The following is an 8,667-nucleotide window of genomic DNA, read 5'->3' on the forward strand; positions in this document are numbered from 1 at the left end:
AGAATAATAATCCAATATTTCTTCCAAATCTTTTATATCGTCTTCTGAATAGTTAAATACTTTATCAAAAGATTTAGCATTTTCAACAGCTTTATTACTCAAATTGTTTACAATTTCTTCAATAGTCTGTTTCATCGTAAACGATACCTCCGTATCTTTTACTTTATTTATATTTCAAACTTATTTTAAGATTCCTTATTCAACTAAACTGCTCCGTTACTTCAATAAGAAAAGCCGCCGAAAAAGGCAGCCAGATCTCCCGCAAAAACACCCGTTAGCATAAGTACAATACTCATCAATCTATTTGAGTTCATTCCAAGTTATTATTTCAACATTGCCAATTTCGACTTCTCCGAGACTTAATAAATGTGGGACGTAGTGAAACAATCCGAATCTATTGCCTTTTCTGCTTTCATCTTTGTAATATTCAGATGTAACTGATGGCAATCCTGTAAGTTCTTTATAATCATCAATATCCACTATTTCGATTTGACCTTCCTCAATAGGTTCCGCTGGACCTTTATATTTCTCTTTGGAGTAAAAGTAGATAGCATTCTTATTGTTTTTCAGTTTTTCAATAGGGATTTTGAAAAAGGGTTGCTTTTCTCTAGTCTTAATTTCTAAAGCTGTGATAGCTTGGTAAACGTAATGAGGATGTAACGGTAGAAAATGTAAAACATCATTCCAAAAACAATTTAGTTTTGGAACTTGTTTTTGGAGCAGTTTGGGTCTCTCAGGATGGTCAAAATACTTTTTAGTATATTTTTCATATAGTTGAGGATAAGGATTCTTCAAAGAATTTAAGGGTATCAATTTTCCCCCTTCTAACTCATTCGGTACCATATGATATACATATTGTTGCATAAACAACACCTCCGATTCTAACCAAATTCTAGATTCACCCTTCATTTTCCTGCCAACCTTATTGCACTAACCAGCCTCAAAAGTGCAATAAAAAAGGGATCGCCGCAGCCACCCCATTCTTTAACTCTTGCACCCGTTAGTTTAAGTACATTTATTCACACTCACTGGACAACCATTAGGTGCTGAACTCCTGCATCTGTTATATAATTAGCAGTTTTTTATGTAGTTGAACTTCAAATAGGTATAAAGGCTAAAGGTAAATAGAGGGATTTACTTCCATCAATTATCTTTTATAATACATAGATAGAGTTTGGGGAACTTGCTTAATATAGTATTCATTTTAGTTATGCCCTAATCAATATTATTCGCACTAGTCATAAAATGATCGTGTAAACAATATTGCACAAAAAGTGTGGTTCCTCTAAATACAATAAAGAATAGGCTTCAATAATTCGGAATGAGTGATATTGGGACAGTTTAAACCACACTTAAAATGAAAGGGAAATTAGTTTGAAGGAATTTACAATTTGCTATACCTTGGATAATGAAATAATCATAGAAAAAATAATAAAAGAATCAGATGTTAAAAAAGAAGATGTTGAAAAAGAAATATATGAGAAGATGGATTGTTATAAATACTTAATTGTGAGAAATGACCAAGATTATTTTATCATTAATTCATTATCGGTTCGTTATGTACAGATAATGAAGGAAAAGATATTAGTCAAATAAAATTTTAATAAATCGTGTACTATTGATTAAATAAGCCAAAAGAATGAATACAATATCATTAGAAACAAACCTAGTCCATTTTTCTAAGCCATCCTTACCGATAGGATGGTTTTGTTTATATTTCTCAATACATAAGCTAATGGACTGCCACTTCGTTTAAATTTGTTTTAACAATCTAAATACAATCAATCAGATTCCATAATGTTTGTTAAAGATCTGCAATATTAATAAAAGTATAGAAAAAGGCACAATTATTTGTGCCTTACAACGGTAAGGATCCCCCTAAATACAATATATAATATAAGCGAAAATTAATTTTCCTACTTAAACTAATCTGCTTCGTTAGCACAACAAGAAAAAGACCGCCGCAGCGATCCATCTTGAACTCAAGCACCCGTTAGTTTAAGTGTAATACTTCACATATTATATTTATTCAGACATGCTGCTCAGTTTGTTTAAGAAGGTATTCAACAAAAAAAGGGAGGTAATCCTTCTAGGATTAAACGCACCCGATGGTTAAAGAAGAAAACAGTCTAGCTATTTTGTCAAACCAGAAATTAGTCTTTTACGATTTTAATATCTTTTATTGGATAATAAACAACATTTGTTGTCCCTATTACCTTTTTCAATGGTATCGCTCCAATAGTACGGCTGTCTTTGCTTTGCCTTCTGTTATCTCCCATTACAAACAAACTATCTTTAGGGACAGTCTCACTACCTACTGCGGTTTCCTTTAAAGTGAAGGAGTCTGTTAATGTTCCTCCATCTTTTAATGATTTTTTGTATTTTTCCAAGTAAGGTTCGTTGTAAGCTTTCCCATTTATATATAAAACATCATTTTTATATTCAATTCTGTCACCTGGGAGTCCGATTACGCGTTTTATGTAATCCTTACCTTCTGGGGCGTGAAACACAACAATATCAAATCTTTTCGGTTCTCCAATTTTTGTTACAATCATACGGTCCTGGTCCTGAAGAGTAGGGTTCATTGAAGCACCGTCAACAACAATCGGCGTAAAGAAAAAAGAGCGAATAATGACTGCTATTGCAAGTGCACCTATTAAGGCTTTAATCCATTCATACATTTCATTTTTCTTCTTTACCATTTACAAACCTCCCTAAATATTCATCTGAATTCATATCCTCATTTTACCATATTTGTTTGGTATACGTTATTTTTCTTAAGTTATCCTGCTTCATTAGTGCAATAAAAAAGAGACGCCCGCAGCGATCCCATCTTCAACTCTTGCACCCCGTTAGCTTAAGTACATTTCTTCACAAACTTTTTTTGAAAATTATGAACTAAAAAATCAGCTATTTTCCAATTAAGTTATAACGCCAATTATTGCACCGCATAAAGCTTCCTGGAGGATATTCGAATTCGCATTCAGAGATAAACTGAAAGTCAAGCTTCCGACAAATTGCATTAGAAGCAGGATTATCAATCGATGGGAATGCGTGAATGTATTCATATTTGTTCTCACGAGACGCTTCTTCTATTGCTAACTTTACTGCTTCTGTAGCTATTCCTTTCCCTTGATAAGAGGGTAGAACGCTCCATCCAGTTTCATATACACTTTTATTATTCCAAGTAGTTTGCCAATAACCCACAGAACCTACTGGTTCTAATTCTGGTAACAATATAATACTAAACATACGTCCTTTATTACCAAGCTCAAGATATCGTTTATGTCGTTTCAAAATCTTCTCCTTACTCTCTGGACCGCCAAGATGCTGCATCATTTCTGGAGCGTTTATACGAAAAAGTAAATCAAGGTCATTATCTTCCCAAGGCTTTATCTGAATGATATGGTTACTTGCTTCCAAATTTATTTCATCCCCTCACTACTTATTTATTTACTCTTTCTTTACGAATGCTAAAAATCCTCTATTTAATAATATTGATGCTTAACTAAACTGCCCCTTTAGTTGAATAATAAAAAAGAGCAGCCGTAGCCACTCAGTGTTTTGCTCTTGCCCCCTTTAGCTTAAGTAAAATTTTTCACAGATTCGTTTAATAGGAACGTTAAATTACTTAGCTTGGTCATGGAGACTGTGCTTTTAATAGGTTTCTAGAGTATGCATGTATTAACTCATAAAACGACATTTTATCGTACTTTTTTCTAAGTCTTTCTTTTTCATTTTGGGAAACTTGTTTAAAGTATTGGAAATTGCTAAATGTATAATCTTCTAAGGTAGGTACTTCGATTCCTTTTGGTCTATACACCTGTATAAAAATTTCTTGAGATTTGACAAATATTTTTAATAGTTCACACCAAATTTCCATATCTATGTTTAGTTCAATAGCTTGAATTGCGAACTCTGAAAATAAAAATTCATCTGAGGAGTCTGGCTGCCCATGTCCAGGATATTTTGTTCCTCTAATTTCACCGTTGGAAAATAATTCATAGCATTCATGAAATCGATGGAAATTGGACTGATCATAAAAACCATTAAAAAATTCTTTATAAAGTTGTAATAGCTTATTTGATAGATATTGAATATCATCTATAGCAGCGTTAGGCAATTCAGTATGTTTAGCAATTCTTCCACCTTCTTTTGAAGCTAACCCACGTTTCAAAAGACGTGCCAAAAGTATAGTGTAAACATCATTAATAACTTGTATTCGCCTAGTCTTCTCCTCTTTTGATAATTGAATATTGTTATTAATTAGCATTGGATGAAATTGGTTTTCATATTCTTCGAAAAATTCCTGATAATGAACAATGGAGAAATCAAGTTTTTTTATCGATTTCTGTAGTAAAAAACCTCCGATGTCATTCTCACTAGCAAAGGTTAAATAAAAATTTAGATATTGGGCATTTTCAAAGCCAATTTGTACCCAATTATTTATACAGTCATTCGGAGTAAATTGTAGAATATTATGATTAAGTCCATATTGAAGTGAAGATTGATTTGTTAATGTTGGTCCACAAAATAATGTATGATACGCATTTCGGGAAAGGTATCCTCCTAAATAATTTTTATCCCAATATGTCAGGAAAAATTTAAAATAAAAATCGTTAGATAAACCTACTTCAATCCAATTATTCATGTATTTTCGGGGAATATATTGAGGAAAGCCTTGATCGTATATGTTTAATTCATTAATCAAGATGTATCCTGCTCCTTAAATTAAATGTAACTGTTTTATATATTTTGAGTATTTGCATGTCAAACGCAAACGATTAGCTGCAGGCTGGATACGAGCATCAATTTCGCCTATTTTTTAATTCCTAACTAAGATTTATGTCTTGTAAGTAAAATTAATACCCATTTTTCCCGTTAATGTAACGTCGTGTTCAAACCTGCATATTTCAGGTTGAAAACTAAACTTATTGGGTTTTTCCATTAATGTCACATTGGCTGTCAGCCTTTGTTTAATACCAAAATGAATGGCTTCCCAAGTAACAGTATCTCCCTCCTCAAATAACCAAAAGAAAAATGACCGCCGCAACGATCATCATCTTTAACTTAAGCCCCTTTTGAATTGAACTTCAACTCTTACGACTGTTGGCTCTTTAACGCTCTTCTAACTTTCCTTGCAAAAACTAATGGATCATCAACAGATTCGATATTAACGTAAATCAAATTAGGATGATCAAAAAACCACTCATTGTGTACGGATGAAACTATTATTCCTTGTTTAAGAATGGAAGCAACAAAATTCTCGACTTCTATTTGCAAGAGTGCAACCCTACCTAAACATAATGCTCGTCCAGTCTGATTATCTCTGGATTCAAATGAGAAAGAAGAGGTTACTCTGAAACGTTCTCCTAAAATTATTGCTTTTATTTCATTTCGATTTATGGTTGCTACGCATTTTCCACCCGCAAAACCCTCTTGCCCACCGATAATTCTAGCAAACTCTTGACAAATTGATTGATCATTATACACAGCTATTCATCTCCTCCCTAATATTACTAGGATATGAATAAATGAAAAGCCCTGATACGGACATGCAACTATTTCAAAATATAAATTACGATTTTAACTACGTCTACATAATTTTATTTTTAAATAACAAGTCTCAAATTGGAGATTCCTCATAACATAAAGTACTATTAAAATTGTTTTCAAAAATTTATCATGTTGCTACCAAGTGGCTCGTTTGTTGTTAAAAACCCATCATACAGTAACAATTAGAAGGAGGATATTATGAGCGAAAATATTAAATCTTATGAAGCTGAAGGTATCAAAATATATTGGAAACCCAATATTTGCAAACATGCAGCAGAATGTGTAAAGGGATTGCCAAGTGTATTCAATACCCAGAAAAAACCTTGGATATCACCACAGAATGCAACAGCTGAAAAAATCAGGGAAGTGATTGATCGTTGTCCAAGCAGAGCACTTACTTATGAGCAAAAATAAACAGAACTAAAAAGTTAGGAGAATGTGGAAATGACTGAAATTAAAATGGGCAAGAATGAATTCTATATTGAGGAATCTAATGAAATTATTGCAAAAATTCAATTTATCCCAAGCGGAAAAGATGTAAATGGAAGAAATTTAATTATTGTAAGCCATACAGTTGTATACGATGGACATAATGGTCGTGGATTAGGCAAAAAGTTAGTAAATAAGATAGCAGAATATGCTAGAGATGAAAACTTATATATTATTCCTGTATGTCCTTACGCAAAAAGTGTTCTTGAAAGTAAGGAAGAGTATCAAGGTGTACTAGCAAATTGATGCCATTTTATTATATATGCGTTGAATGACTACACTTAACAAGACAAAAAAAGAGATCCATACTAGCAAAATTACTAGGAGACGCGGGTATGCAAGCCTAGCTAGCAAGGCAGAGGTCTTTGCCATCTGGTTTCCTGGCCAGGATCAGTGACGATTCTGCCGAATACTCATTATGCTTTTATTGCCCTCGTGCTTGAATCAACCGCACAGCCGACTTTATTTTTAAGTCATTATGAAGTTAGAATTACTCTTTCTAGCAATGCTGGGATTATAGTAAACTGTTACGCCATAGCTGCCAATACTACAATCATAGAGAGAAATACTGTCCTTAATCATGAATTAGTACAATCAAAAAAGAAGCCCATCAGGCTTCTTTTTTACATAATCTCACCATATAGGATTGTTAAAATAAAGCGGCTGTAAAATAGAATCTATCATTACCGCCGTCTAATCTGATGTCATCGCCGTGTCCTATAATTATATCAACTTGATCTCCAGCAAAAAGTGGTACCATGTTACACCCCATTACTATAGTTCCTCCATCTACAGAAGGTTGTCCGAAAAGAAACGTTTTTAATACGCCATTAATCCGAATAGCCATATCAAGGGGCTGACTTACCGAAAGTGGATCCATATATAATCCGACACAAATGGAATATACACCACTAGTAGAAGGAGTAAACGTAGAGGTAGTTGGGTTATATTCATGCGCTAGATCATATTCCACTATTGGAAATTTGACTTTTGTTGGGTCGTCAAACCTGGAAATAACTTGATCACCAAGATTATATGCTCTAAAAGCATGCTTTGCCATTTTATGCACCTCCTTATTTTGAACTCAATATAGCTTATTCGGATATAACTAGTGTGTATCGGCAGTTAACGGAGGGGAATCGTGGATTTATAATAACCCATATTGTTCTTGGCATAAACAAAAGCTAGGATTCCTCCTGGCTTTTATACGAAGCACACCCTCGAAAGTTTATATTATATGAACCTACCAGCTGTCCTCATCGAATCGAAAATTTAAGGCAGGCTCCCTTCAGCGTAGGAGGAGCTGATTCTAACACGAGAGCGAAAAGCTCTATTTTTTTTGCTTTAAAATGAAAAGAAGCCCCGGTCGGGACTTCTTTTGATCTATGAGAATTGAAGATTATCTGCGGATCTATCTCTTTGGCGATTTAGTAACAATATGGCGTTGCTAATCCAATCTAAACTTGTCTTAAAACTTTGTTTGAAACAAGCCGACCCCGATGGATTATTAATCAATAATTGTCGATCCGTTTATTTCACTAACGTTAACCTGCTTTTCCTTGTTTACTAATAACTTAAAAACATCCGGTCTCGAATAATGACCAACAGGATCAAAATCAAACTGGCTATAGGCTATTTGCTTCATATCAAGATCAGTAATAATGATGTCTTCTTTTTCCCAAACAGGTCCAGCCATGTACTCAACCAATGGTCCAACAATTGCACTTCCACCCTTACACATTATATCAGGGGAAGTAACAAGATCATCATAGCAGGTTAAATCCGCGGGATACATATCTTTCGTGACATATTGATTGCAGGACAAATCAAAACATCTACCTTCCAAAGCAATGTGACTAATAGTGATTGCCATGACTCTCTTGCATCTGTAGTAGGTGCAATATAATGTTGGACACCTTGTGCATACATCATTGCCCTAGCCAATGGCATATAATTCTCCCAAGAAATCAATGCGCCAATTTTTCAATATAGGGTTTCAAAAACAGGTAGTGTGCTACCATTGCCACCAAAATGACAGTTTCGATCTTCAACTCGTGAATCCATTACCGTTACTTGAATATGGAATCTAATAAAAGTTAGTCTTATTTTTGTGCATTATTTTTTTCTTCCCAAACTTTCATTAAATTTTTGTGATATTCTTTTGCCTTTTTGATTAAAATCCAATCAATTGAATGTGCAGGTGTTGGAAGCGATTTTCCTCGTCGAATTCTAATCTTTTCGTGATTTGTATAGTGAGGATAAATGACTGTTGACTTCAAACCTCTTACATTTGAATATTTAATATCTTCTATTTCATCCCAATAAACCTTATTTCCTTTTAAGTCAATTACAATTCCTTCATCATCCCAATAAAAACCTTTACCTTCTTTTCTTTTTCGCCAAAGAAAAATTGAATATCCGATTGTAAAAATTGAAAAAATCAACCCTAAAATTGAGACTAAAAGGGCTTCCTTTAACGCCATAATAAAGACTAAACACAATAATATTCCAATAAACATAAAACCAAAAATTAACAGCAAAGAAATTTTATATATTCTCAGATGGTCCAATATACAAGCACCCTTTAAACTTTGAATTTATTGCTATTTTATCACTTGTTTT

The 8,667-nt window shown here is 33.6% G+C and carries 10 protein-coding genes and 2 pseudogenes; 3 read left to right on the top strand and 9 right to left on the bottom strand.

Annotated elements, in window-relative coordinates; genetic code table 11:
• Positions 1–300: 300 nt before the first annotated feature.
• Positions 301–864 carry a group-specific protein gene (locus V7161_RS25420; RefSeq protein WP_335715599.1) on the bottom strand — a complete coding sequence of 188 codons (564 nt, stop codon included), beginning with the start codon at positions 862–864 and terminating at the stop codon, positions 301–303.
• A gap of 510 nt (positions 865–1,374) precedes the next feature.
• On the opposite strand from V7161_RS25420, the gene V7161_RS25425 reads away from it, so the two are divergent.
• Positions 1,375–1,596, top strand: coding sequence for a hypothetical protein (locus V7161_RS25425; protein WP_335715600.1), 222 nt, complete (start codon positions 1,375–1,377; stop codon positions 1,594–1,596).
• A 557-nt stretch (positions 1,597–2,153) separates the two neighbouring features.
• Here V7161_RS25425 and lepB read toward each other — a convergent pair.
• The 5 genes and pseudogenes from lepB to V7161_RS25450 form a co-directional block, all read right to left on the bottom strand.
• A complete protein-coding gene (gene lepB, locus V7161_RS25430; protein ID WP_335715601.1) occupies positions 2,154–2,702 on the bottom strand; it encodes a signal peptidase I in 549 nt (182 codons plus the stop codon).
• A 208-nt stretch (positions 2,703–2,910) separates the two neighbouring features.
• Positions 2,911–3,423, bottom strand: coding sequence for a GNAT family N-acetyltransferase (locus V7161_RS25435; RefSeq protein ID WP_335715602.1), 513 nt, complete (start codon positions 3,421–3,423; stop codon positions 2,911–2,913).
• A gap of 217 nt (positions 3,424–3,640) precedes the next feature.
• Positions 3,641–4,711: a hypothetical protein gene (locus V7161_RS25440; RefSeq protein ID WP_335715603.1), complete on the bottom strand. Its 1,071-nt coding sequence runs from the start codon at positions 4,709–4,711 to the stop codon at positions 3,641–3,643.
• Positions 4,712–4,927: 216 nt separating this feature from the next.
• A pseudogene (locus V7161_RS25445) lies at positions 4,928–5,029 on the bottom strand (cell division protein); the annotation flags it as partial.
• A 71-nt stretch (positions 5,030–5,100) separates the two neighbouring features.
• Complete coding sequence (locus tag V7161_RS25450) at positions 5,101–5,493, bottom strand: DUF1259 domain-containing protein (protein ID WP_335715604.1); 393 nt, start codon at positions 5,491–5,493, stop codon at positions 5,101–5,103.
• Positions 5,494–5,754: 261 nt separating this feature from the next.
• Between V7161_RS25450 and V7161_RS25455 the strand changes: the two genes are divergently transcribed.
• Both V7161_RS25455 and V7161_RS25460 read left to right on the top strand, forming a co-directional pair.
• Positions 5,755–5,970 (top strand): (4Fe-4S)-binding protein, encoded by a 216-nt coding sequence (locus tag V7161_RS25455; RefSeq protein WP_335715605.1) that lies wholly within the window; start codon positions 5,755–5,757, stop codon positions 5,968–5,970.
• A gap of 30 nt (positions 5,971–6,000) precedes the next feature.
• A complete protein-coding gene (locus V7161_RS25460) occupies positions 6,001–6,291 on the top strand; it encodes a GNAT family N-acetyltransferase (RefSeq protein WP_335715606.1) in 291 nt (96 codons plus the stop codon).
• Positions 6,292–6,694: 403 nt separating this feature from the next.
• Here the strand turns inward: V7161_RS25460 and V7161_RS25465 are convergent, their stop codons facing one another.
• The 3 genes and pseudogenes from V7161_RS25465 to V7161_RS25475 all read right to left on the bottom strand — a co-directional run bounded on the left by V7161_RS25465 (position 6,695) and on the right by V7161_RS25475 (position 8,615).
• Positions 6,695–7,105 (bottom strand): hypothetical protein, encoded by a 411-nt coding sequence (locus V7161_RS25465; RefSeq protein ID WP_335715607.1) that lies wholly within the window; start codon positions 7,103–7,105, stop codon positions 6,695–6,697.
• Between the two features lie 447 nt (positions 7,106–7,552).
• Positions 7,553–8,070 (bottom strand): annotated as a pseudogene (locus V7161_RS25470) (nitrilase-related carbon-nitrogen hydrolase); the annotation flags it as partial.
• A 77-nt stretch (positions 8,071–8,147) separates the two neighbouring features.
• Complete coding sequence (locus V7161_RS25475) at positions 8,148–8,615, bottom strand: hypothetical protein (protein ID WP_335715608.1); 468 nt, start codon at positions 8,613–8,615, stop codon at positions 8,148–8,150.
• Between the last annotated feature and the right edge of the window lie 52 nt (positions 8,616–8,667).

It is taken from the genome of Neobacillus drentensis (assembly GCF_036965425.1).
GTDB classification, from domain to species: Bacteria; Bacillota; Bacilli; order Bacillales; family Cytobacillaceae; genus Neobacillus; species Neobacillus drentensis_F.